Genomic DNA, 22,523 nt, shown 5'->3' on the forward strand with positions numbered 1-22,523 from the left:
TAACAGATTGCGTCGTTACGACAACGCCTCAGTACAGCGTGCGGATCGGCCGATCGGCGGCGCCATAGGGCACCCAGCGGCAGGAGAACGAGATGTAACCGCCCTCATAGGCCTGCACGCCCAGGAATTTCACGACCTTGCCGTAGCGCGCGCAGTGATCGACGGCGACCTGCCGCGCATCGACCTGTGTTGCCATCGAATAGGCGATGATGCCGCCGGTGTCGTTGCCCTTGAACGGAGGCACCGGAAGGATATCGGCGCGCGCCGGCTGGCTCGCCATCGTACCCGAGACAACCAGGCCGGCAAGAAGGCCCGCGGCCGCAATGATTCGCATTCCCGTCACTCCAATTGGCTGGCGGCAGTTTACGGTGCCGGGATGGACGTGAAAAGAACGGAAGCCCGGTTCGCCGCGCCTCCCGGTCAACTCCTGGCGAAGTGTTGCCGCGCTGCACTTGACCTCCCCCGGCCTTCGCGGCACCGTCCGACCTTCGCAAGACCTGAACTGTCCGGATTGATCATGCGCGCCCCCTCCCCGAAATTGCTCCGCTTTGCCGCCATGCTCGGCCTCATGTTCGGGGCACTGCCGCTTGGCGAAGCCAGGGCCGCCAATGGACTTGAGATGAATTTCTGGCTGAGCGGGCCGCGCTACGACGGCGCCGTCGCCGATTGCGACAAGGCGCTGCCGACGATCGCCACCCAGTTCTGGGAGAAGGAAAGCGCGTTCTGGAATTCCTCGTTGAAGATCACGGGCTTCTCGGCCGTTCGCGAGGTCGCGTTCCGGCCCTGGCAGTCCGACAACATCCCGCGCCGCTATTGCACCGGGGATGCCATGCTCACTGACGGCAAGGTGCGCAAGGTGCATTTCTCGATCATCGAGGATGGCGGCTTTGCCGCCTACGGCGATGGCGTCGAATGGTGCGTGGTCGGGCTCGATCGCAACTGGGCCTACAACCCGGCCTGCCGCGCCGCCAAGCCCTGATTCGACAGCCCTGATTCGACAGCCATGATTCGGCCCGATCAAGCGGCCGAACGACCGGCGCTCGAAATTTGTTCTTGAAATGTTCTCATCGCCTGCTAGGCTCGCCTACACAGTCTAGTTGAGGGGCGTCGCCATGTTTCATTCCAGATTGCGTTCGTTCTCCCGTCTTGTGATCTCACTCACCCTTGCCGCCGGGCTGGCGTCGCTCGCCGCCGGCGCCAAGGCGCAGGACAAGCGGCAGAATGCGCCCGGCGAGTTCGATTTCTATGTGCTGTCGCTGTCATGGTCGCCCTCGTTCTGCGAGGAGGCAGCCGAGCGCGGCGGCCGGTCACAGATGCAATGCGGCGGACGGCCCTACGCCTTCGTGGTGCATGGGCTGTGGCCGCAATATGAGAACGGCTTTCCGGAATACTGCCAGCGGCCGGCACCGCGGCTGAATCGCAGCATCGTCTCCTCGATGCTCGATCTGATGCCGGCGCCGGGCCTGATCTTCAACGAATGGGACAAGCACGGCACCTGCTCCGGGCTCGAAGGCCGCAGCTATTTCGAGACGATCCGCAAGGCGCGCGCCGCGATCAAGATCCCGGCCGAATATCTCGATCTGTCGCAAGCCAAGACCGTGGCGCCGGCGGAGGTCGAGGAGGCCTTCATCAAGGCCAATCCCGGTCTCAGCAGTGCCGCCGTCTCGGTGACCTGCAACCGGACACGGCTCTCCGAGGTCCGCATCTGCCTGAGCAAGGACCTGCAATTCCGCGCCTGCGACGAGATCGAGCGCCGCGCCTGCCGCCGCGACCAGGTGACGATGCCGCCGATCAGGGGCGGGTAGGCCGAGGTCTCGTGCCCCGGACGCAGTGCACTGCGCCGCGAGCGCGGCGTAGTGCGCTGCTGATCCGGGGCCCATCACGCAAGAAGAAGCTGGGTCCCGGCTCAGCGGCGCAGCTTTACGCGCTGCACCGCGTCCGGGACACGCGATCGTGCCTCTTTGCTCAAGCCATCACGTGGCGTAGTGCTCTTTTCATGAACTACCGCCACGCCTTCCACGCCGGCAGCTTCGCCGATGTCATCAAGCACATCGTGCTGGCGCGCATCCTTACTTATCTGCAGGACAAGCCGGCGGCGTTCCGCGTCATCGACACCCACGCCGGCGCCGGGCTCTACGATCTCGACAGCGACGAGGCGCGCCGCGGCGGCGAATGGCTGACCGGCATTGCGCGGCTGCTGCAGGCGCGCCTGTCGAACGAGAGCGCGGCGCTGATCAAGCCCTATCTCGACATCGTCCGCGCTTTCAATCCGAAGGGCGAGCTCAGGGCTTATCCGGGCTCGCCGCTGATCGCGCGCGGCCTGCTCAGACCCCAGGACCGCCTCGTCGCCTGCGAGCTCGAGCCGAAGGCGCGGAAAGCGCTGATCGACGTGCTGCGCCGCGACGAGCAGGCCCGGGTGGTCGATCTCGACGGCTGGGTGGCACTGCCGGCCTTCGTGCCGCCGAAGGAGCGGCGCGGCCTCGTGCTGATCGACCCGCCCTTCGAGGCCAAGGACGAGTTCGAGCGGCTCGGCGACGCCTTCTCGGCGGCCTTCGCGAAGTGGCCGACCGGTATCTATGTCATTTGGTATCCGGCCAAGAACCGGCGGGCCACCGACACGCTGGCCCAAACGGTGGCGCGGCTCGCAGCTGCAGCAAAGCCGCCGGGGAAATGCCTGCGCCTCGAATTCAGCGTCGCGCCGCAAGCCGACAGCGCCGCCCTCACCTCCACCGGGCTCCTGATCGTCAATCCGCCCTATACGCTGCACGGCGAGCTCAAGACCATCCTGCCCGAGCTGGAAATGCCGCTCGGCCAGGGCGGGGCTGCCAGATTCCGATTGGAGCTGCCGAGACCGTAACACTCCGGCATTCTTGGGAAAAATATGCAGGACCGGTAGTCAATCTGCAAAGAACCGTATTATGCTGTTTCCGTGACTGGCTTTACGTTCCGCTTCCGCGAATGGTTGCGGCGGAGTGAAGGCCCTAAGAAAGATCCCGCCGGACCGATGAGGTCCGTCTAAGGATGGCCAGCTCCCGGGCTCCGTGAGGCCCGGTCATGTCGTGACGTGAGTCTGCGTCGCGGCGGAGGAGCAATGAGGGGGAGTTTCCCGATGGCCATGACGGGAACGGTCAAGTTCTTCAACGGCGAGCGCGGCTACGGCTTCATCAAGCCGGACGACGGCGGTCGCGATGTCTTCGTTCACATCACTGCTGTGGAGCGGGCGGGACTGAAGGACCTTGCCGAAGGACAGCGTATTACTTTCGAAGTCGAGCCGGACAAGAAGGGGAAGGGACCGAAGGCGGTCAATTTGGTGATCCTCTCCTAGCGAGCCCTGAGCAAAAAAATCCCGGCCGCGAGCGGCCGGGAGGCTGGTCCGGTATTTTCTTCTTTGGATGTCAGAAGTGATAGTTCACGCCTGCGCGGACAACGCTGGCGCTATAGCCGTTTGATACGCCCGTAATTGCGAACTGACTCGTCGACAGATCGATGTAGAGATATTCGAGCTTGGCGCTCCAGTTCGGCGCGAGGCCCACTTCCGCGCCGGCACCGATGGTCCAGCCCGCGGTGGTGTGCGACTCGGTCCAGCCGAAGGTCTGCCCACGCAGCTCGCCGAAGGCGAGGCCGGCGGTGCCGTAGAACAGCACATTGCTGAACGCATAGCCGGCGCGGCCGCGCAGCGTGCCGAACCACGGATTGGAGAATTTCCACGGCGCGAAGGTGTCGTCGGCGCCGGCGGCCTGGATGTCGCCCTCGACACCGAACACCCACGGGCCGTTCTGGAAATTGTAGCCGGCCTGCACACCGCCAACGAAGCCCGACGGCTTCGTGGGGTTGTTGTCGACCGAGCCCCATTCATAGCCGATGTTGCCGCCGAGATAGGGACCTGCCCAGCTATAGGCATTGAGCGGCTGATTGACGGTATAGGGCGCACGCTGCCCATAATTGAGATCGGCGGCCTCTGCCGAAGCTGTCCAGCCGGCTGCAACCAACGCGGCTGCGCCCACAACGAGCCTCTTCATCACTCACTCCAACGCAACTGTCGCAACCCGAGCGATGCCCGCGCCGCCGCGCGAGCAAGAACACCATGGTTACGGAACCAAGAACCTTTCGCGTCAGATTTATCGAGAGTTTTAAGTTAAAGGGCTGTTAAGTCGGGTTACCGCCCGCTTAACAGACTTAAGGAAGCGTTACCGGGGAACTGGCCGCCATCCTGTGCGTGCCGCATGGCCGGAACTTCAAATCGGCCCGCCCAGCACCTAAATTCGCCCCATGGTTCACGATTCCTCCGACAATCCGGACGACCGCACGCGCAAGTCGCCGCGCGCTGCGGCGAGCGACGCGCCGCCCGAGCGACTGGCAGCGCCGGACGTCGATCCCGCGGCGGCAGGCGGCGGCGACGAGGACGATGCGCTGCTGCCGGATATCCTGGAAGAGAGCGGCGCGATCGGCGAAGGCCCGCTGGCGAGCGGTCACGAGGCGATCGAGCGCGCGGTTCGGCTCGCGCCCACCTCGCCCGGCGTCTATCGCATGCTCAATGCGAACGCCGACGTGCTCTATGTCGGCAAGGCCAAGAACGTCAAAAAGCGCCTGTCCAATTATGCGCGCCAAAGCGCCCCGCTGCCGGCCCGCATCCTGCGCATGATCGCCGCCACGGTGACCGTGGAGATCGTCTCGACCAACACCGAGACCGAGGCGCTGCTGCTGGAGGCCAACCTCATCAAGCAGCTGCGGCCGCGCTTCAACGTGCAGCTGCGCGACGACAAGTCGTTTCCCTACATCCTGATCACCGGCGACCATTGGGCGCCGCAGATCCTCAAGCATCGCGGGGCCCAAACGCGGCCCGGGCGCTATTTCGGCCCGTTCGCCTCCGCCGGCGCGGTCAACCGCACCATCACGGCGTTGCAGCGCGCGTTCCTGATCCGCTCCTGCACCGATTCGTTCTTCGAGAGCCGCACCCGGCCCTGCCTGCTCTATCAGATCCGCCGCTGTGCCGGCCCCTGCACCCGCGAGATCGACTTCGGCGGCTATTCAACGCTGGTGCGCGAGGCGAGCGACTTCCTGTCCGGCAAGAGCCACGCGGTGAAGCAGGAGCTTGCCGGCGAGATGGAGAAGGCGGCCAATGAGCTCGAATTCGAGCGCGCCGCACTCTACCGCGACCGCCTCGCCGCGCTGTCGGCGATCCAGTCGCAGCAGGGCATCAATCCGCGCACGGTCGAGGAAGCCGACGTGTTCGCCATCCACCAGGAGGGCGGCTTCTCCTGCGTCGAGGTGTTCTTCTTCCGCACCGGCCAGAACTGGGGCAACCGCGCCTATTTCCCACGCGCAGAGAAAACCTTCACGCCCGAGGAAGTGCTCGGCTCCTTCCTGGCCCAGTTCTACGACGACAAGCCGCCGCCGAAGAACATCCTGCTCTCGCACGAGATCGAGGAGAGCGAGCTGCTTGCGAACGCGCTGTCGATCAAGGCCGGCCACAAGGTCGAGGTCACCGCGCCCAAGCGCGGCGAGAAGAAGGAGCTCGTCACCCACGCGCTGACCAATGCGCGCGAGGCGCTCGGTCGCAAGCTCGCGGACACCGCAACGCAAAGCCGCCTGCTCGAGGCCATGGCCACGACGCTGAACCTGCCGCACCCGCCCAAGCGTATCGAGGTCTACGACAACAGCCACATCCAGGGCACCAATGCGGTCGGCGCCATGATCGTCGCCGGCCCCGACGGCTTCGTGAAGAACCAGTACCGCAAGTTCAACATCAAGTCGGAAGGGATCACGCCCGGCGACGACTTCGCCATGATGCGCGAGGTGCTGGAGCGCCGCTTCAAGCGCCTGATCAATCCGCCCGAGGAGAGTGCGGCCAAGGGGAAGGACGACGATTTCCCGCAATGGCCCGACCTCGTCATCATCGACGGCGGCCGCGGCCAGCTCAACGCCGTCCGCGAGATCTTTGCCAGTCTCGGCCTGACCGAGGTGTCGCTGATGTCGGTCGCCAAGGGACCGGACCGGGATGCCGGCCGCGAGACCCTGTTCATGCCGGAGCGCGAGGCCATCAAGCTCGAGCCGCGCGATCCCGTGCTCTATTTCATCCAGCGCCTGCGCGACGAGGCCCACCGCTTCGTCATCGGTTCGCACCGCAAGCTGCGCAAGAAGGACATCCGCGAGGCCGGCCTGCAGGAGATTCCGGGGATCGGCCCGTCACGCAAACGTGCCTTGCTGCACCATTTCGGAACCCTGAAGGAGATCGAACGGGCCTCGATTGCCGATCTCGGCAAGGTTCCGGGGGTCAGCGCCGAGAGCGCGCGCAGGATTTTCGAGTATTTCCATCCCCAACCGGGGTGAATGAAGGGGACTGCGGTCATATGGTCGTTGCATCCTGCGCCCATCTGGGGAGCGGAACGGTTGACCTTGGGGCCCGAGCGGTATTGGTAGGACGGATGAACATCGCCACGACACGAGGGACGACCAGCCGCGCGATGTCCCTCCCCAACATCCTGACCTACGGCCGGATCGCCGCGATCCCGGTCGTGGTCGGATGCATCTATGCGCAGTCGATTCTGGATCAGCCGCTCTGGCTGCGCTGGGTCGCGGTCGCCCTTTTCATCGCGGCCGGGGTGACCGATTACCTCGACGGCTATTATGCGCGGATCTGGAATCAGCAATCGGCGTTCGGCCGGATGCTCGACCCGATCGCCGACAAGCTGCTGGTCGCCTCCTGCCTGCTGATGCTGGCCGCGGACGGCATCATCCACGGCTGGTCGCTGTGGGCCGCCATCGTGATCCTGTGCCGCGAGATCCTGGTCTCGGGCCTGCGCGAATACCTCGCCGCGCTGCGCGTCAGCGTGCCCGTGACCAAGCTCGCCAAATGGAAGACCACGGTCCAGCTCGTCGCCATCGGCTTCCTGCTCGCAGGTCCAGCCGGCGATGAGGTGGTGCCGGTCGTCTCGATGATTGGCCTCGCGCTGCTGTGGGCTTCGGCGATCCTCACCATCTACACCGGCTACGACTATTTCCGCGCCGGCATCCATCACCTCATCAAGGAGGACGAGGGATGAAGGTGAAGTATTTCGCCTGGGTACGCGAGCGCATCGGCAAGGCCGAAGAGACCATCGAGCCGCCCGCGACCGTGCGCACCGTGGAGGAGCTGATCGCCTGGCTGTCCAGCCAAAGCGAGGCCTATGCATATGCGTTCGAGAAGCCGAAGGTGATCCGCACGGCGATCGACCACGCCCACGTCAAATCAGATACCGCGATCGCGGGCGCCCGCGAGATCGCGTTCTTCCCGCCGATGACTGGCGGCTAGGCCAATGTTAACAGGCAGACCGGCATACGGCGTCGCCTCACCTCTCCCCAACGGGGAGAGGTCGATTTGCGCAGCAAATCGGGTGAGGGGGCACAGGTCCCACGAGAGAGCAGATCCCCTCACCCGCGCCTTCGGCGCGACCTCTCCCTACGGGAGAGGTGTGGGAGCAGCTAAGCCATGACCTGCCCCGTCACCATCCGTATCCAGGAAGACGATTTCGACATCGCGCGCGAGATCGAGGTCCTGACCAAGAGCCGCACCGACATCGGCGCGGTCGTGAGCTTCTCCGGCATCTGCCGCGCCGACGACGACAGCGCGAAGATTTCGGCGCTTACGCTCGAACATTATCCGGGCATGGCGGAAGAAGAGATCAGGCGTCATGTCGACGAGGCGACCTCGCGCTGGCCGCTCAACGGCGTCACGGTGATTCACCGCGTCGGCCGCTTCATGCCCGGCCAGAACATCGTGCTGGTGCTGACCGCCTCGCAGCACCGGCAGGCCGCATTCCAGGCGGCCGAGTTCCTGATGGACTATCTCAAGACCAGTGCGCCGTTCTGGAAGAAGGAAGAGAGCGCCACCGGCACCGGCTGGGTCGAGGCCCACGCCCGTGACGACGAGGCCGCCGCACGCTGGACCAAATCCTGATGGCAAGAGTTGCGAAAAAGACCGCGCGCGGCGGCGCCGCGCCGAAGCTTGCGAAGGTGGGACGCGGCGAGCTTCTCACGCTGCTCGACTTCGTCCGCTATGCGGTGAGCCGCTTCGTCGAAGCCAGGCTCGCCTTTGCCCACGGCACCACCGACCCGGTCGCGGAAGCCGCCTTCCTGGTCTGCGAGGCGCTGCATCTCAATCCCGACCAGTTCGAGATCTTTGCCCATGCGCGCGTCACCGCCGCGGAAGGCAAGACCCTGCTCGACCTGATCCATCGGCGCGTCACGACGCGCAAACCGGCCGCCTATCTCGTCAACAAGATCTATATGCGCGGCCTGCCCTTCTATGTCGACGAACGCGTCATCGTTCCGCGCTCCTTCATCGGCGAGCTCCTGGATTCGCATTTCGGCGGCGACGGCGAGGCCGGCTCGCTGATCGACGATCCCACCGCCGTCGCGCGCGTGCTCGATCTCTGCACGGGGTCGGGATGCCTCGCGATCCTCGCCGCGCACCATTTCCCGAACGCCACCGTCGACGCCGTCGATATCTCCAAGGGTGCACTTGAAGTTGCCGCCCGCAATGTCCGCGAATACGGGCTCACGGACCGCATCAGCCTCTATCGCGGCGACCTGTTCGCCCCGCTCGGCGACAACAGATACGACCTGATCATCACCAACCCGCCTTACGTCGATGCCGAAGGCATGGCGGCGCTGCCGCCGGAGTGCCGGGCCGAGCCGAAGCTCGCGTTCGACGGCGGCGCCGACGGTCTCGACGTGGTGCGCCGCATCCTGCGCGATGCGCCCGATCACCTGACGCCGGACGGCGGGCTGATCTGCGAGATCGGCCGCGGCCGCGAGCTGATCGACGAGGCCTTTCCGGAATTGCCGCTGCTCTGGCTCGACACCGAAGATTCCGAGGGCGAGGTGTTCTGGATCGCAGCCGCCGATCTCGACTGAGCCTCTGCGACGCGCGCGCTTCCTCGGAACAAAGTCAAATACCGCCACGTTCATCCTCCGATGCATTTTTTCGCTCTCGGAGGATGTCCGCATGCTCGCGCCATCGGGCGAATTGCTGCGCGCCGGCATGGCGCTGAAGCTCAATCACGTCAAACGCGCCGCTCAATCCTATCTGCGTGACCAGACCAGCCAGGCAACCGGCAAGGTGACATCTTACGCGGTGGCCGGCGGGCTGTTCGCGGTCGCCGGCCTGTTCGTTGTCGCAGCAATTTTCGTCGGGCTGATCGCCCTGTACCGCTGGGTCGCCATCACCTACGGGCAATTCTGGGGTCTTGGCGCGGTCGGCGCAGTGCTGTTGGTGGTGGCTGCGGTCCTTGCCGGGGTGGCGATGGCACAGATGAGGCGCAAGCCCAAGCCGATCGTGCCGCTTGCGAGCCGTCTGCGCGTGGCGGTCGCGACGCCGCGGATCCCGCGCGGAACGGTCAAGCAGGCGGTGAAGGAGGTCGCAACGACGATCCCCCTCGCACCGCTCGCGCCGGACGAACGCAGTCATGGCAGCAAGGCTTATGGCAGCAAGGCTTATGGCAGCAAGGCTTGGCCGGCCCGCGCTAACCGCCCCGTGCAACTTGGCCTGATGCTCGCGGCCGTCGGCCTGGTCGGGCTGACGGCCGCCCGCCGGCGGCGCCACAGGCGCAGTCTGGAGGCGTGATGCCGGCGCGGCGCTCCGAACCGATCGATTCCTGGCTTCTAGTAGCGGCGACGGCCATCTTCGTTCTGACGGCGGAGCGCTACTTTCAGGATATGGGCCTGATCCGGTCGGGGCCTCCGCAAGACCACCGCAAGGGCGAAGCGAGTTCACCGGAAGCCCACCCGGCCGGTGCGGCGATGCAGCCCGGCCGGGGCCGCCGGGCGAAAAGTCCGGCCCAGATCCCCTGGTCGGGCTGGAAGGATATTTTTTGGCGGACCTATCAGCGCATCGACGAGGATCGCCTGCTCGCGACGGCGGGCGGCGTCGTCTTCTTCGGGCTGCTCGCGCTCTTCCCCGCAGTCACCGCGCTCGTCTCCTCTTATGCCCTGTTCGCCGATCCCGCGACGATCAGCGCCAACCTCCAGACGCTTGCGACCATGCTGCCCGAGGGGTCGTTCCAGATCGTCGAAGACCAGGTCGCGCGCGTGCTGTCGAACGGCAATACGACGCTCGGTGTCACGTTCCTGTTCGGCCTGCTGCTTGCGATCTGGAGCGCCAATGCGGGGGTCAAGGCGATCTTCGACGCCCTCAACATCGCCTACGAGGAACGCGAGAAGCGCAGCTTCATCCGGCTGAACATGGTCTCGCTGGCCTTCACCGTCGGCGGCATCGTGGCGCTGCTGTTGATGGTGGGGGCTGTCGTCGCCTTCCCGCTTGCGCTCAATCATCTCGGCATGGCGCCCGAAAGCAAGCTGATCGTCGCGCTCGCACGATGGCCGCTGCTGTTCCTGATCCTGCTCGTTGCACTCGCCATCCTCTACCGCTTCGCGCCCAGCCGTGACGCGCCGCGCTGGCAATGGCTGAGCCTCGGCGCCGTGACGGCCGCGATCCTCTGGATCGCCGGCTCGGCCCTGCTGTCCTGGTACCTCTCGGAATTCGCCAATTACAACGCGACCTACGGCTCTTTGGGCGCTGCGATCGGCCTGATGATGTGGATGTGGATGTCGGCGATCGTCATCATGTTCGGCGCCGAGCTAAATTCGGAGATCGAGCGACAGACGCTGCGCGACACCACCACCGGGCGGCCGAAACCGCCCGGCAGCCGCGAAGCCGTCTCGGCCGACACCGTCGGCGCCACCGCGCCGTCCTGACCTCGCCCAGGAACGGGCCGCTATCCCCTCGAATCAACAATGATGTTAATGTCATGCATGCTTGGGGGAGCATGAGGCGTGACGGGGTTCGGACGCGGCCCGTGCTTTCCTGGGTGAGGCAGTCAGCTCTTGAGGCGAACGCGCGGCATGATTCGCATTTCGACGATCTTCATCGCCATCTGCATGGTCCTGGTCGCGGCCTCGCTCGGGCTCGGGCTCTATTCGGTCGCCGGCATCAGCGGAACAGAATCGGCGATCGTGGCGCTGACCGCGCTGACCTTCCTGATCCTCTACAACGCAGTCTCGATGCGGCTGCGCGACCGCAGCGACGTCGGCGGCCAGATTGCCGACCTCTCGCGGGGCACCGCCGACCTCGCCCGCCAGGTGGCCGAGTTCGGCCGCCGGTTAGCTGCGATCGAGGGCCGCGTCGCCTCGTCCAATTCGACCAATTCCGACCGCGTCCAGTCGGTGATCGGCGAGATCAACGAGCTGGGCGGATTGGTCAGGCAGCTCGCCACCACCGTGGCGGCCCATGAGGATCTGCTGGCCGACAGCGTGCCGGCCTCAGCTTCCGCCCCGGTCACGAGGCCCGAGCCGGAGGCACCGATCGATCTGGCTGCCCCCTTCGAGGAGAAGCCTGTCGCCCCTCCTCCGCTTCCCGTGCCGCCGCCGCGGCCGGCGCCGGCGGCTCAGCCCCAAACCGCCAACCCCGTCCAGACCGCCAACGGACGCAACCAGACCCAATTGCTGGCGACGCTGCGCAATGCAATCGACGAGAACCGCATCGACATCTTCCTGCAACCGATGGTGACGCTGCCGCAGCGCAAGGTGCGGTTCTACGAGGCGGTGACGCGCCTGCGTGACGAGCGCGACCAGCTGATCGCCGCCGAGGAATTCATCAGCATCGCGGAAGCCTCCGGGCTGATCGGGCGCATCGACAACATGGTGATGCTGCGCTGCGTGCAGGTGCTGCGGCGCCTGATGGTGCGCAACAAGGACGTCGGCGTGTTCTGCAACGTCGCGGCCTCCACGCTCGGCAATTCCACCACCTTCGCGCAATGTCTCGACTTCCTCGAAGCCAACCGCGCGCTGGCGCCCTCGCTGGTGCTGGAGTTCAAGCAATCGACGTTCCGCAATCTCGGCCCGGCAGAGACCGAGAACCTCGCGGCGCTCGCCCAGCGCGGCTTCCGCTTCTCGATCGACCATGTCACGGATCTGCGCATCGAGCCGCGCGAGCTGGCCGATCGCGGGGTACGCTTCATCAAGGTGCCGGCCACGCTGCTGCTCGATCCCAGGCAGGCCTCGACCTCGGACATCCACCCCTCTGATCTGTCCGACCTGCTCGGCCGCTTCGGGATCGACCTGATCGCCGAGCGGATCGAGGGCGAGCGCGCCGTGGTCGACCTGCTCGACTACGACGTGCGGTTCGGCCAGGGGTTTCTGTTCGCGCCGCCCCGGCCATTGCGGCCGGAGGGGGCATCTGCTACCGCCGGGGCGCCGCCGAACCAGGCGAAAGACATTCAGGGACCTCATGGCTCCGGCACACCAAGCTCAGGCGCGACGTCCTCTGCGCCTCCGCCACAACGCATCACCGGCAACGCGGCGCTCGCGCGCCGCATCTGATCGGCCGCGCGCATCATGACCACGCTGCATTTTGCCGAAGGCCTGCGCGAGCTCGTGGGCGGCGTCGACGTCGTGCTCAGCGACATCTGGGGCGTGGTTCACAACGGACTGGAATCCTTCCCCGAAGCCTGCGAGGCGCTGTACACCTATCGCAGCCGCGGCGGTACGGTGATCCTGATCACCAACGCGCCGCGCCCGGCCGACTCCGTGCAGCGGCAATTGCGCAAGCTCGGCGTCCCCGATGAGACCTATGACGCGATCGTCTCTTCAGGCGACCTGACCCGGCTCTATGTCGCCGAGCATCCCGGCCGCAAGATGTTCTGGCTCGGCCCCGAGCGCGACAACTCGATCTACCGCGGCCTCGATGCGAAGACTGCGCCGCTGGAGGAAGCCGATTACATCGTCTGCACCGGCCTCTACGACGACGAGACCGAGACGGCGGAAGACTATCGCGGCATGATGCTGAAGGCGCGCGAGCGCAAGCTGACGCTGGTCTGCGCCAACCCCGACATCGTGGTGGAACGCGGCGACCGGCTGATCTATTGCGCCGGCGCCATCGCGGAGCTCTACCGCGAGCTCGGCGGCGAGGTGATCTTCTACGGCAAGCCGCACCGGCCGATCTACGAGCGCGCGATGGCGCTCGCCGGCGAACGCCAGGGTCACCAGATCGACCGGAAAAAGGTGCTGGCGATCGGGGATTCCGTCCGCACCGACCTGACCGGCGCGCGCGAATTCGGCATCGACTGCCTGTTCGTCACCCGCGGCATCCATGCCGAGGAGTTCGAGGGTCTCGACCAGCTCGACCCGACATCGGTGATGGAATTGTTCGGCCACCCGCCGAAGGCGCTGATGCGCGAATTGAAGTGGTGAAAAATATCGTGCCCCGGACGCCATAAGCGCGTCTTCGACGCGCTACGGCGAAGCGTTGCAGAGCCGGGGCCCAGAAGCCGCAAATGATGTCGTGGATAGACTGGGTCCCGGCTCAGCGTCGCGTCACTGACGTGACGCGCCTTGTCCGGGACACCAACACGCGCTTACGCGCTCGCCATGTCCGGGAAGACCGCCTCGATCTTGGTCTTCAGCGTCGCCGCGTTGAACGGCTTGACGATGTAATTGTTCACGCCGGCCTTCTTGGCCGCGATCACGTTCTCGGTCTTGGATTCCGCCGTGATCATGATGAAGGGCGTGGTGGCGAGGTTCGGATCCGCGCGGACTTCGCGCAGGAGGTCGTAGCCCGTCATCGGCTCCATATTCCAGTCGGAGATCACGAGCCCGTACTTCTTGCCACGCATCTTGTTCAGGGCTGCCGAACCGTCGCTGGCATCATCGATATTCTCGAAGCCAAGCTGCTTCAGCAGATTCCGGATGATACGGATCATGGTGCTGTAGTCATCCACCACCAGAACCGGCATCGACAAATCAACCGCCATCTCGACTCCCCCAACGCATACCCAGGAATATTACGATCGGACCGGCCAGGCCGGAGCCCGGCAGTTCCACGCCTCAAGCACTAGCATCAAGGCGTTAAACAGCGCGTTAACTGCGGACACCTCCGAAGGATTGAAATCGTGTTCAATGTCTGCGCTCCCCCCGCTTGACTTCGTCAGGCCGGTCGCGCCACGGTCCGGGCCGGTCCTGCCCGGTTCGAGAATTCCCCTGATGGCTCCGCCTTTTACCGTTATCCGCGATACAACGCCGGATTCCGCGATTCCAAGGGGCGCCGTGGTCGCCATGGGCAATTTCGACGGCGTTCATCTCGGCCATCGCGCCGTGATCGCGGCTGCCCTGGAGATGGGCAGGGCGCATGGCCGCCCTGCGCTGGCATTGACCTTCGAGCCGCATCCGCGGCGGTTTTTCAGCCCCAACACCCCGCAATTCCGCCTGACGGATGAGCGGGCCAAGCTGCGGCTTCTGGCGGGCACCGGACTTGCCGGCGCCGTGGTCATGACCTTCGACAAGGCGCGTGCCGGAACCAGCGCGCAAGATTTCATTCACCATGACCTGATCGGGCGCCTCGGGATCAGCGGCATCGCGGTCGGCTACGACTTCCATTTCGGCAAGGGACGGGTCGGCTCGCCGAGCCTTCTCGTCAACGAGGCGCCCCGGCTCGGCATCGAGGTCGACGTGCAACCGCATGTCGATATCGACGAACGGCCCGTCTCCTCCAGCGCGATCCGGATCGCCCTTGCCGAGGGCCAGCTCGACGAAGCCACGACCATGCTGGGCGCGCCCTGGTTCATCACCGGCGAGGTCATCCACGGCGAAAAGCGCGGCCGCGATCTCGGCTATCCCACCGCCAACATCCGCCTGGACGCCAATTGCGGCCTCAAGCACGGCATCTATGCGGTGCGGGTCGGCCGGGGGACCGAGCGTCTGGACGGGGTGGCCAGCTTCGGCCGCCGCCCGACCTTCGACAATGGCGCCCCGCTCCTGGAAATCTTCCTGTTCGACTTCAAGGGCGACCTTTACGGCCAGGCGCTCGACTGCGCCTTCATCGGCTTCATCCGCGAGGAGCTGAAATTCGACAGCCTGGAGGCCCTGATCCGCCAGATGGACGACGATTCCGCCCGCGCCCGCGCCATCCTGGCCGCCGCCCCGGACGCGTTTCCGCGGCTGGGCGCGATTGATTGAGGGCCGAAACCGCCCCGGCCTCGCCCTTTGCGCTTCCTCCGCCCCCCTGCTATGGAGGGCCCATGTTTGCGCGGCGCATCATAGGGATTAGCGGCCCGGCTTCCGCCTGAGCCTGAAGGCTCGGCGCAAGACCGGGATTTTGTCGTTTCACCCCCGCGATTCCGCATCGCCATCCGTTCCCGCGCCCTTCCGAGCCAGTCAGCCTCATGTCCGAAAAGCCGCAAAAGTCCCAAAAGTCTGAAGTCAAAGACTATTCGAAAACCCTGTTCCTGCCGCAGACCGAATTCCCGATGCGCGCCGGCCTGCCGCAGCGCGAGCCGGAGATCCTCAAGCGCTGGTACGAGGTCGGCCTCTACGAAAAGCTGCGCGAGGGTGCCAAGGGCCGCGCCAAATTCGTGCTGCATGACGGCCCGCCCTACGCCAACGGCAACATCCATATCGGCACGGCGCTGAACAAGATCCTGAAGGATCTCGTCACCAAGAGCCAGCAGATGCTCGGCTTCGATTCCAACTACGTGCCGGGCTGGGACTGCCACGGCCTGCCGATCGAGTGGAAGGTCGAGGAAGAGCACTATCGCAAGAAGGGCAAGCAGAAGCCCGACTTCCGCGACAGTGCCGCAATGATCGATTTCCGCAAAGAGTGCCGCGCCTATGCCACGCACTGGCTCGGCGTGCAGCGCGAGGAGTTCAAGCGCCTGGGGGTGATCGGCGACTGGGACCATCCCTACGCCACCATGAGCTATCCCGCCGAAGCCCAGATCGCGCGCGAGCTGATGAAGTTCGCCGCCAACGGCACTCTCTATCGCGGCTCCAAGCCGGTGATGTGGAGCGTGGTCGAGAAGACCGCGCTGGCCGAAGCCGAAGTGGAGTACGAGGACTACACCTCCGATACGGTATGGGTGAAATTCCCGGTGACCTCGCCAGCACACGGCGCGCTCGCCTCCGCAAGCATCGTGATCTGGACCACGACGCCCTGGACGCTGCCGGGTAACCGCGCCATCTCGTTCTCGCCGAAGATCGCCTACGGCCTCTACAAGGTCACCGACGCCCCCGCTGACAATTGGGCCAAGACCGGCGACCTCCTGATCCTCGCCGACGCGCTCGCTGACGAAGTCTTCAAGCAGGCGCGCGTGACGGCCTATGAGAAGGTCCGCGAGGTCCCCGGCGACACCATGGACGCGATCGAATGTGCCCATCCGCTCAAGGGCCTTGGCGGCGGCTATGACTTCATCGTGCCGCTGCTGCCCGGCGACCATGTCACCGACGACACCGGCGCGGGCTTCGTGCACACGGCGCCCGGCCATGGCCGCGAGGACTTCGATGCCTGGATGGCGCAGGCGCGCGATCTCGATGCGCGCGGCATCAACACCGCGATCCCCTACACCGTCGACGAGAACGGCGCCTACACCGATCATGCGCCGGGCTTTGCCGGCAAGCGCGTCATCACCGACAAGGGCGAGAAGGGCGACGCCAACGAGGCCGTGATCAAGGCGCTCGTCGACAGAGGCATGCTGCTCGCCCGCGGCCGGCTGAAGCATCAATATCCGCACTCCTGGCGCTCCAAGAAGCCGGTGATCTTCCGCAACACGCCGCAATGGTTCATCGCCATGGATAAGGACGTGGCGCAGGGCGGCAAGACGAAGAGCGGCGATACGCTGCGCGCCCGCGCGCTGCACGCGATCTCGGTGACGCAATGGGTGCCGCCATCGGGCGAAAACCGCATCAACGGCATGATCGAGGCCCGCCCCGACTGGGTGATCTCGCGCCAGCGCGCCTGGGGCGTGCCGATCGCCGTGTTCGTGCGCGAGAAGGGCGACGGCTCCGCCGAGATCCTCCAGGACGAGGCCGTCAATGCGCGCATCGGCGAAGCTTTCGAGAAAGAAGGCGCCGACGCCTGGTACGCGAAGGGCGCGCGCGAGCGCTTCCTCGGGTCCCGCGCGAACGAAGACTGGCAGAAGGTCGACGACATTCTCGACGTCTGGTTCGATTCAGGCTCGACGCACGCTTTCGTGCTGGAAGACCCTGTGCATTTCCCGGGGCTGTCAGGCATCAAGCGCAAGGTCGACGGCGGCACCGACACGGTGATGTATCTGGAAGGCTCGGACCAGCACCGCGGCTGGTTCCACTCTTCGCTGCTGGAAAGCTGCGGCACGCGCGGCCGGGCTCCTTACGACATCGTGCTGACCCACGGCTTCACCCAGGCCGAGGACGGCCGCAAGATGTCGAAGTCGCTCGGCAACACCATCGAGCCGCAGGCCGTCATCAAGGAATCCGGCGCCGACATCCTCCGGCTCTGGGTCGCGTCCTGCGACTACACCGACGATCAGCGCATCGGCCCCGAGATCCTGAAGAACACGGTCGAGACCTATCGCAAGCTTCGCAACACCGTGCGCTGGATGCTGGGCACGCTGCATCACTACAAGCCGTCCGACGCAGTCGCGCCCGCCGAGATGCCCGAGCTGGAGCGCTTCATGCTGCACGAGCTCGCGGTGCGCGCCGCCGCGATCGGCAAGGCCTATCGGGAGTTCGACTACAAGACCGTGGTCGCTATTCTGTCTGCCTTCCTCAACAGCGAGCTGTCAGCCTTCTATTTCGACATCCGCAAGGACACGCTTTATTGCGATCCGCCGTCGTCACTGACGCGCAAGGCGGCGCTGACGACCATCGACCTGTTGTGCGCCTCGATCCTGAAATGGCTGGCCCCGATCCTGAGCTTCACCGCGGAGGAGGCCTGGCGCATGTACCGGCCCGACGCCGAGCCGTCGGTGCATCTGACGCTGTTCCCGACCGACCTCGAAAACCTGCGCGACGACAAGCTCGCCGCAAAATGGGAGACGATCCGCAACGTCCGCCGCGTCGTCACCGGGGCGCTCGAGCTGGAACGCGCTGCCAAGAACATCGGCTCCTCGCTGGAGGCATCGCCGGTGATCTATGTCGCCGACCGGGACATGCTGATGACGCTGTTCGACACCGATCTCGCCGAGATCTGCATCACCTCGAACTACGAGGTGCGTGAGGGCGAGGCGCCGGCTTCAGCGTTCCGTCTCGATGCCGTGCCCGGCGTCGCGGTCGTGGTGGAAAAGGCGGTCGGCACCAAATGCACCCGCTCCTGGAAGATTTCGCCGACGGTCGGCGAGGACCCTGAATACCCCGACGTCACCCCGCGCGATGCGAAGGCGCTGCGCGAATGGAAGGCGCTGGGGGTGAGCGTCTGATCGGACGGCCATGACCCCGCTCCGCGCCGGCATCCTCTCGGCCGTAGCCACGCTCGTCGCCGACCAGGCCTCGAAGCTGTGGCTGCTGAACGGGTTCGACCTCGCCCGCAAGGGCGCGGTGAAGGTGACGCCGTTCTTCGACTTGGTGCTGGCCTGGAATATCGGGATCAGCTTTGGCTGGCTCCAGAACGATAGCCAGGCAGCCCAGCTCGCGCTGATGGCGGTCAAGGCCCTTGCGGTGGTCGCGCTGGCGATCTGGATGGCGCGCTCCCAGACCGTGCTCGCGACCGTCGCGCTCGGCCTGATCATCGGCGGCGCCATCGGTAACGGCATCGACCGCCTGGCCTATGGCGCGGTGGTGGATTTCGCCCTGTTCCACGTCGAGATCGCCGGAAATACCTATAATTGGTATGTGTTTAACCTCGCGGACGTGGCCATCGTTGCTGGGGTGGCAGCGCTATTGTATGATTCCTTCCTGGGGGTACCCGCCGCAAAAGCGCCCTGATCCCGGCCGATACGGACCGGTCGGTGGAACCCGGCTTTTGCGAGGGCGGAGCCGCGTGTGAGCGGCAATCTGCCACAATATGGAACAGGTAAAGTGATGCGCAGCGCGATGACCAGCGGTTCGATGGTGCGAGACCCCCGGTGGGGGTTCTGGCGGGCATTGAAATTGTCCGCGGTCGCACTCGGCATCGGTCTCGTCATGTCGACCGGCGCGGCCCGCGCCGGTGACGACGACGAGGAAGACGATATGACCTTCGAAGAGAGGCTCATCGACAACCTGATGTCCGGCATCGGCGCCAAGAGCATGGAGAAGAAGGGCATCGAATACCGCGAGCGCTCGCCGCTCGTCGTGCCGCCCAAGCTCGATCTGCCGCCCCCGGCGACCGAAGCCAAGGCTGCGCCGAACTGGCCCAAGGACCCCGAGGAAAAGCGCCGCAAGGAAGCCATCGCCGCGCGCAAGAAGGCCAGCAAGGCAACGGAGAACTGGCAGGCCGCCCAGCCGCTGACACCAGCCGAGATGAAGGCCGGCCAGGTCGCCGCAGCGCCCCGCACCAGCAACGATCCCATTCAGCCGGGCACCAACGGCAACCCCTCGCTGAGCCCAGCCGAACTCGGTTTCACCGGTGGTCTGTGGAACATGATGAAGGGCGGCAACGGCACCGAAGAGAAGAAATTCACCAGCGAGCCGCCGCGCCAGTCGCTGGTCGAGCCGCCGCCGGGTTACCAGACGCCGTCGCCGAACTATGCCTATGGCGCCGGGCCGGACAAGTCGCGGCGGATGTATTACGACATCATGTCAGGCAAGGAAAAGGAACAATAGCGTTCCTGTCCTGTCGCGACATTCTGGCCGACGCGAATCGGGGATCGGCGGCTCACGTCTGCCCGACGCCGCTCAAAATTGCCTATCAGTAACTTGCCTACGAGTTGCGTTCTCTGCTTCGTGACGCGAAGCCTCAGCCGCACGGTGTAGCATGCCGTGCCTTCCGAGCCGGAGATCCGGGCTCGACCTTTCATTAGGGATCATGATGTCCTCATACCGATCGGCTGCCTGCCTTCTTGCCGCGCTGCTTTCGACGAGTATCCTCTCGGCCGGCGCCGCCCTCGCCCAGACCACGGTGACATCGGCCCCACCCGCCAGCTTCACGCTCAATAACGGCATGCAGGTCGTGGTGATCCCGGATCACCGCACGCCCGTCGTCACCGAGATGATCTGGTACAAGGTCGGATCGGCCGACGAGACGCCGGGCAAGTCCGGCCTCGCACATTTCCTCGAGCACCTGATGTTCAAGGGCACCTCGAAGCACCCGGCCGGAGAATTCTCCCAGACCGTGCTTCGCGTCGGCGGCAACGAGAACGCCTCGACCTCGGTCGACTACACCAACTACTACCAGCGCGTGCCGAAAGAGCAGCTGCCGACCATGATGGAGTTCGAGGCCGACCGCATGACGGGCCTCGTCCTCAAGGACGAGAACGTGCTGCCTGAGCGCGACGTCGTGCTCGAAGAGTACAATATGCGCGTCGCCAACAATCCGGACGCGCGGCTGAACGAGCAGATCATGGCCGCGCTCTATCTCAACCATCCCTATGGGCGTCCGGTGATCGGCTGGCATCAGGAGATCGAGAAGCTCGATCGCGAGGATGCGCTCGCCTTCTATCGTCGCTTCTACGCGCCGAACAACGCGATCCTGGTGATCGCCGGCGACGTCGACGCCGCCGAAATCCGCCCGCTGGTCGAGCGCAATTTCGGCTCCATTCCCGCCCAGCCCGCAATCCCAGCGCGGCGTGTCCGTCCGCAGGAGCCGGAGCCCGCCGCCCCGCGCACCGTCACGCTGGCCGACCCGCGCGTCGAGCAGCCGAGCATGCGGCGCTATTACCTCGTGCCCTCGGCGACCACGGCCGCGGCCGGCGAGAGCGCGGCCCTCGACGTGCTGGCGCAGTTGATGGGCAGCGGCAGCAATTCCTATCTCTACCGTACCCTCGTCGTCGACAAGCCGCTCGCGGTCTCCGCCAGCGCCAGCTATTCGAGCATCTCGCTCGACCCGACCCAATTCGCGATCTCGGCTGCGCCGAAACCCGGCGTCAGCTTCGCAGAAGTGGAGCAGGCGGTCGACGGTGTCATCGCCAACGTTGCGCAGAACCCGATCCGTGCCGAGGATCTGGAACGGGTCAAGACCCAGCTCATCGCCGAAGCGATCTACGCCCAGGACAACCAGGCGGTGCTGGCGCGCTGGTACGGCGGCGCGCTGACCACGGGCCTGTCGATCGAGGACATCAGGAGCTGGCCCGATCGCATCCGCGCGGTCACCGCCGAGCAGGTCCGCGCCGCTGCGCAGAAATGGCTCGAGAAGAAGCGTTCCGTGACGGGCTATCTGATCAAGGACACCGCCACCGCCAAGCGCGAGGAGAAGCGTTCGTGACCTATTCCTTCCTTCGCGCAAGATCCTTCCCACGCACAAGACATTTCGCGCTGTCCTTCGTCACCGGCGCGGCGCTTGCGCTGGCTGCGGTCTCGCCGTCGCAGGCCGCCGCAAAAATCCAGCACCTGATCTCGCCGGGCGGCATCGAAGCCTGGTTCGTGCAGGACGCGACCGTGCCGCTGATCGCGATGGAATATTCCTTCGCCGGCGGCTCGGCGCAGGATCCCAAGGACAAGCCCGGCGTCGCCAATCTGGTCGGCGACCTCCTCGACGAAGGCTCCGGTGATCTCGATTCCAAGACGTTCCATGAACGGCTCGACCGCCGCGCCATCGAGCTCTCCTTCAGCGCCACCCGCGATACGCTTCGCGGCAGCCTGCGCATGCTGCGCGACAACAAGGACGAGGCCTTCGACCTGCTCAGGAGCGCACTGACCTCGCCGCATTTCGACAGCGCCGACGTCGAACGCATCCGCTCGCAGGTCATCTCGGGCCTGCGCCGCGAGACCACCAATCCGACCTCGCTGGCGAGCCGCAAGTTCCTGGCGGTCGCCTTCGGCGATCACCCCTACAGCCGGCAGAGCAACGGCAATCTCGACAGCGTGCCGACGATCACGGTCGCCGACATGCGGGATTATGTCGGCCGCCTCCTCGCCAAGGATGGGCTCAAGATCGCGGTCGTCGGCGACGTCGATCCGGCGACCCTGGGCAAGCTGCTCGACCACACCTTCGGTAGCCTGCCCGCCAAGGCTAACCTGACGCCGGTCCCCGACGTCGAGGCTGCAAAGCCGCCGCAGCGCACTTTCGTGACGCTCGACGTGCCGCAGACCGTGATCACCTTCGGCGGTCCCGGCGTGAAGCGCAGCGATCCCAACTTCATGGCGGCCTATGTCGTCAACCACATCCTCGGCGGCGGCGGCTTGTCCTCCCGGCTCTATCGCGAGGTGCGCGAGAAGCGCGGCCTCGCCTATTCGGTGTTCGAGTCGCTGCTGTGGATGGAGCATTCGGCGGTATTCATCGGCAGTACCGGCACCCGCGCCGACCGCGCCGGCGACACCATCGACGCCATCGAGAAGGAGGTGCGCCGGATCGCCGAAGAAGGCCCGACGCAGAAGGAGCTCGACGAGGCCAAGTCCTACCTCAAGGGCTCGCAGATGCTGGCGCTGGATACGTCCTCCAAGCTGGCGCAGGCGCTGCTGCAATATCAGCAGGACAAGCTGCCGATCGACTATATCGAGAAGCGCAACGCCATCGTCGACGCAGTGACGCTGGATGATGCCAAGGCGGCCGCCAAGCGTCTCTGGGGCCAAGGGCTGCTGACCGTCGTCGTCGGCCGTGCCCCGCAGGCCGCCGCGCAGCCCGCGGCCACGGCGCCGAAGTCGAACTGATCTAGCTGTCATTC

The 22,523-nt window shown here is 65.5% G+C and carries 22 protein-coding genes; 19 read left to right on the plus strand and 3 right to left on the minus strand.

The window, feature by feature from the left end; genetic code table 11:
- Positions 1-28 precede the first annotated feature (28 nt).
- Complete coding sequence (locus CVM73_RS33285) at positions 29-334, minus strand: hypothetical protein (protein WP_100236002.1); 306 nt, start codon at positions 332-334, stop codon at positions 29-31.
- A 183-nt stretch (positions 335-517) separates the two neighbouring features.
- Here CVM73_RS33285 and CVM73_RS33290 point away from each other — a divergent pair, with 183 nt between their 5' ends.
- The 4 genes from CVM73_RS33290 to CVM73_RS33305 all read left to right on the plus strand — a co-directional run bounded on the left by CVM73_RS33290 (position 518) and on the right by CVM73_RS33305 (position 3,325).
- Positions 518-979: a hypothetical protein gene (locus tag CVM73_RS33290; protein WP_167407199.1), complete on the plus strand. Its 462-nt coding sequence runs from the start codon at positions 518-520 to the stop codon at positions 977-979.
- Between the two features lie 133 nt (positions 980-1,112).
- Positions 1,113-1,805, plus strand: a complete 693-nt coding sequence (locus CVM73_RS33295) for a ribonuclease T2 family protein (RefSeq protein ID WP_100236004.1) — start codon at positions 1,113-1,115, stop codon at positions 1,803-1,805.
- 191 nt (positions 1,806-1,996) lie between these two features.
- A complete protein-coding gene (locus tag CVM73_RS33300; RefSeq protein WP_100236005.1) occupies positions 1,997-2,857 on the plus strand; it encodes a 23S rRNA (adenine(2030)-N(6))-methyltransferase RlmJ in 861 nt (286 codons plus the stop codon).
- 252 nt (positions 2,858-3,109) lie between these two features.
- On the plus strand, positions 3,110-3,325 hold the full coding sequence (locus CVM73_RS33305) for a cold-shock protein (protein WP_008544396.1): 216 nt from the start codon (positions 3,110-3,112) through the stop codon (positions 3,323-3,325).
- A gap of 70 nt (positions 3,326-3,395) precedes the next feature.
- Here CVM73_RS33305 and CVM73_RS33310 read toward each other — a convergent pair whose 3' ends face one another.
- On the minus strand, positions 3,396-4,019 hold the full coding sequence (locus CVM73_RS33310; RefSeq protein WP_167407200.1) for an outer membrane protein: 624 nt from the start codon (positions 4,017-4,019) through the stop codon (positions 3,396-3,398).
- A gap of 250 nt (positions 4,020-4,269) precedes the next feature.
- On the opposite strand from CVM73_RS33310, the gene uvrC reads away from it, so the two are divergent.
- From uvrC to CVM73_RS33355, 9 genes are all read left to right on the plus strand, one after another.
- Positions 4,270-6,330, plus strand: coding sequence for an excinuclease ABC subunit UvrC (gene uvrC / locus CVM73_RS33315; protein WP_100236007.1), 2,061 nt, complete (start codon positions 4,270-4,272; stop codon positions 6,328-6,330).
- 95 nt (positions 6,331-6,425) lie between these two features.
- Positions 6,426-7,043: a CDP-diacylglycerol--glycerol-3-phosphate 3-phosphatidyltransferase gene (gene pgsA / locus CVM73_RS33320; RefSeq protein ID WP_027575805.1), complete on the plus strand. Its 618-nt coding sequence runs from the start codon at positions 6,426-6,428 to the stop codon at positions 7,041-7,043.
- Positions 7,040-7,291, plus strand: a complete 252-nt coding sequence (gene moaD / locus CVM73_RS33325; RefSeq protein WP_100236008.1) for a molybdopterin converting factor subunit 1 — start codon at positions 7,040-7,042, stop codon at positions 7,289-7,291. The genes pgsA and moaD overlap by 4 nt, the downstream gene beginning before the upstream one ends.
- Before the next feature lie 177 nt (positions 7,292-7,468).
- Positions 7,469-7,936: a molybdenum cofactor biosynthesis protein MoaE gene (locus tag CVM73_RS33330; RefSeq protein WP_100236009.1), complete on the plus strand. Its 468-nt coding sequence runs from the start codon at positions 7,469-7,471 to the stop codon at positions 7,934-7,936.
- Positions 7,936-8,895 (plus strand): 50S ribosomal protein L3 N(5)-glutamine methyltransferase, encoded by a 960-nt coding sequence (gene prmB / locus CVM73_RS33335; RefSeq protein WP_100236010.1) that lies wholly within the window; start codon positions 7,936-7,938, stop codon positions 8,893-8,895. The genes CVM73_RS33330 and prmB overlap by 1 nt, the downstream gene beginning before the upstream one ends.
- Before the next feature lie 91 nt (positions 8,896-8,986).
- Positions 8,987-9,604, plus strand: a complete 618-nt coding sequence (locus tag CVM73_RS33340) for a phage holin family protein (protein WP_100236011.1) — start codon at positions 8,987-8,989, stop codon at positions 9,602-9,604.
- A complete protein-coding gene (locus CVM73_RS33345; RefSeq protein ID WP_100236012.1) occupies positions 9,604-10,734 on the plus strand; it encodes a YihY/virulence factor BrkB family protein in 1,131 nt (376 codons plus the stop codon). The genes CVM73_RS33340 and CVM73_RS33345 overlap by 1 nt, the downstream gene beginning before the upstream one ends.
- 147 nt (positions 10,735-10,881) lie before the next feature.
- Positions 10,882-12,357, plus strand: coding sequence for an EAL domain-containing protein (locus CVM73_RS33350; RefSeq protein WP_100236013.1), 1,476 nt, complete (start codon positions 10,882-10,884; stop codon positions 12,355-12,357).
- Positions 12,358-12,372: 15 nt separating this feature from the next.
- Positions 12,373-13,227, plus strand: coding sequence for a TIGR01459 family HAD-type hydrolase (locus CVM73_RS33355; RefSeq protein ID WP_100236014.1), 855 nt, complete (start codon positions 12,373-12,375; stop codon positions 13,225-13,227).
- A 164-nt stretch (positions 13,228-13,391) separates the two neighbouring features.
- Here the strand turns inward: CVM73_RS33355 and CVM73_RS33360 are convergent, their stop codons facing one another.
- Positions 13,392-13,787, minus strand: coding sequence for a response regulator (locus CVM73_RS33360; protein WP_008567674.1), 396 nt, complete (start codon positions 13,785-13,787; stop codon positions 13,392-13,394).
- Positions 13,788-14,016: 229 nt separating this feature from the next.
- On the opposite strand from CVM73_RS33360, the gene CVM73_RS33365 reads away from it, so the two are divergent.
- The 6 genes from CVM73_RS33365 to CVM73_RS33390 all read left to right on the plus strand — a co-directional run bounded on the left by CVM73_RS33365 (position 14,017) and on the right by CVM73_RS33390 (position 22,509).
- Positions 14,017-14,988 carry a bifunctional riboflavin kinase/FAD synthetase gene (locus tag CVM73_RS33365; RefSeq protein WP_167407201.1) on the plus strand — a complete coding sequence of 324 codons (972 nt, stop codon included), beginning with the start codon at positions 14,017-14,019 and terminating at the stop codon, positions 14,986-14,988.
- Between the two features lie 206 nt (positions 14,989-15,194).
- Positions 15,195-18,203 carry an isoleucine--tRNA ligase gene (gene ileS, locus CVM73_RS33370; RefSeq protein ID WP_100236016.1) on the plus strand — a complete coding sequence of 1,003 codons (3,009 nt, stop codon included), beginning with the start codon at positions 15,195-15,197 and terminating at the stop codon, positions 18,201-18,203.
- 10 nt (positions 18,204-18,213) lie between these two features.
- Positions 18,214-18,708 (plus strand): signal peptidase II, encoded by a 495-nt coding sequence (gene lspA / locus CVM73_RS33375; RefSeq protein ID WP_100236017.1) that lies wholly within the window; start codon positions 18,214-18,216, stop codon positions 18,706-18,708.
- A 96-nt stretch (positions 18,709-18,804) separates the two neighbouring features.
- Positions 18,805-19,527, plus strand: a complete 723-nt coding sequence (locus CVM73_RS33380) for a hypothetical protein (RefSeq protein ID WP_167407202.1) — start codon at positions 18,805-18,807, stop codon at positions 19,525-19,527.
- A gap of 202 nt (positions 19,528-19,729) precedes the next feature.
- Positions 19,730-21,124 carry a M16 family metallopeptidase gene (locus tag CVM73_RS33385; RefSeq protein WP_430641327.1) on the plus strand — a complete coding sequence of 465 codons (1,395 nt, stop codon included), beginning with the start codon at positions 19,730-19,732 and terminating at the stop codon, positions 21,122-21,124.
- Positions 21,043-22,509 (plus strand): M16 family metallopeptidase, encoded by a 1,467-nt coding sequence (locus tag CVM73_RS33390; protein WP_100236020.1) that lies wholly within the window; start codon positions 21,043-21,045, stop codon positions 22,507-22,509. Before CVM73_RS33385 ends, CVM73_RS33390 begins: the two co-directional genes overlap by 82 nt.
- Positions 22,510-22,523 lie beyond the last annotated feature (14 nt).

The organism is Bradyrhizobium forestalis (genome assembly GCF_002795245.1).
GTDB classification, from domain to species: domain Bacteria; phylum Pseudomonadota; class Alphaproteobacteria; order Rhizobiales; family Xanthobacteraceae; genus Bradyrhizobium; species Bradyrhizobium forestalis.